Here is a 2,198-nt window from a genome sequence, read left to right on the forward strand (position 1 = left end):
GCGCTCCACCTTTTGCTGCTTCCATCGTTCTTACGGATAGGTCCCGAACATATTAGCGAAGGCGTATATTTTCACCAGCCGGCTCGCTCCCCAACCCGCGCCGGTCAGGCCCGACAGTCTGCTGGCCCCCCGCCGTGCGGAGATGCCGGGCCGCTTAGTCTGAGCGTCGCTGCCCTGGTGTCTTCGGGTGGCTGGTGAACGCGATGTTTCGGTCAGGGCGCCCAGCGTCACGGCAGGGCTGGCAGAATAGGACCCGGATCAAATCCCAGTGTAGGCAGCCGTAATCTTCGCCGAGACGGTCAACCAGCGCTTGGATATCGAGGTCGGCATGCCGGCGGCACGTCATGCAGTCGACGGAAAGCCCCGACCCGATCTGTAGCTTCTTGCCGAGCGTGTCCTCGACGAACAGATATTTCATGGTCATGGGATGGCGCTACCCAGCCTGGGGAGGCCGCACAGGCCCTGTCCCGAACCATTGAATGAACGGCGAATCCTTGCCGGTGACGTCCTTCACCGTCTTCAACAGCGCTTCGTGGGTGCGCTGGAGCGCCCGGTAATGCTCGCTGCTAGGTGATAGCAACGGCTGGACTATGCTTTTATGAAGTCGTTCCGCCTCCGCTGCGTAGTCACCACCAAACCCCCCTTGGGCGAAAAGCCCGCCGCCAGCAGACTGAGAGCGGGCAGCGGGCCTTTGATTTTCGGCAGGTGGAGGCCCGCCGGGCAGCAAAGTGCCGTTCGCTGCCGACGGTGATGGTTATCTGGCTTTGCGCGGACCGACGACTTACTGATTCGTAAGGCTATGGAATAGGATGCCGACGATCACTGAAATACGTCGGGTCCGCTGCCGGGGAGACAGCGGACTCAAACTAGGGCCAGGAGGGGCAAGGCCCTTTATGATCCCTATGCGGGGATCAGCGTGATAACACCGGGCGAGCACAAACGTTCCGTCGGCTGAAAGATATTTTCCCAAGCTCCGCTCCACGCCCGATTTGACTCGCTAATCCCTGACTAAAGCGTACTGAAGGACGTCGCTGGCCAATTTGAACGGGCGCCTGGCGCTTGGAAGAGTCGATCACGCTTTCGCCCCCACGAGGGATAAAGCGATGTCATCCGACGATCATCTCGATCCTGAGCAACTTGCAATTCTGACAAAGGTTCTCAACGACTATTGCACAGAGGCAGGAATTCCAGAAGGCCATCCGGCATGGGAACACTTCGGCCGGCGCCTCAAGAGCCTATTCCAGTCCGGGATACATGATCCCGATGAACTGGTGTCCAAAATGAACACTGGCTACGAGGATTGGCTAGGCGAGATCGGCGCTACGGGTCCTTTCATACCGYCCAAACTATCKTCCGAAGACCGTCTCGTAGGCGACAATCGCTTGCCAGGGTCAGACCTAAGAGGCAGGCCAGCCGTAGCGAATAGGGTTCGGATTTAAGAAAGCCCGGATTTTTTGGTGACGGGCATCCGGCCGGCATTTTCAACCGCGGGGCATCGTCCAAAAGGCTGTATTCCAAAAAACTCCAGCGAGCGCGCTATGATGAATATTAGGCGCCGTTCCCCTCAAAACGCCGCCGGGTAATGGCTCGGCGCCCCGCTGGTTTGTTGAGTGTCAAAAGGGCGCCGGGATGGATTGCCTGGCGGAAAAGCGACCGGCTTCACTGGCATTTCTGGGTCAACATGGTAGTGCCCGGCCGGGGGGAAAGGCTCAGGGCTAACCGTCGCATATAAAGCCCTTAACCTTTATTCAACACCCCTAATTTAGCGTCGTTTAATGCGCTTCTCCATTCTGCTTTTTGGCTGGGCGGCATTCTTCGGTTGGGACTTTGCTGCCAACGATGGCGAATTCACAGTGGGCCTCGGTATGAGACTTGCCCACCTACTCCATCTTTCTGGTCTTATGTGAAGCACCAGCGCGCGTTTCCGTTGGCCTCTTTAGGCACGGGACGGACCATCCTTCCTCCGCCTGACCCGCATTCGCATACGGTGGTCCTCGTCACCAGTCGTGCTCATCAGGGGCGACCTTGTCGGCTTGGGGTGGTGTCCCCCTTTTGAAAAGAGAAGGGCGAAACGATAGATCCTCGACGGAACAGGTCGGTAGATCGCGCGCAAGAGTGCGTCCGCTGTGCGTTGGCCAAGTTCAAGCATGACGTTGTCGTATGTCTCGGAAATCCGGCAATTGGGGCAAGATAGGAGG

At 58.2% G+C, this 2,198-nt stretch carries 1 protein-coding gene; it reads right to left on the reverse strand.

The annotated features are described in order from the left end of the window. Positions 1-154: 154 nt before the first annotated feature. On the reverse strand, positions 155-424 hold the full coding sequence (locus tag AC1D0I_RS32400) for a hypothetical protein (protein WP_477400153.1): 270 nt from the start codon (positions 422-424) through the stop codon (positions 155-157). Positions 425-2,198: the final 1,774 nt, after the last annotated feature.

This window comes from Mesorhizobium sp. P2_D1 (genome assembly GCF_056404455.1).

Coding starts and splice junctions, on each gene's coding strand:
- AC1D0I_RS32400 (WP_477400153.1), bottom strand. CDS start 424: ATGACCATGAAATATCTGTTCGTCGAGGACACGCTCGGCAAGAAGCTA.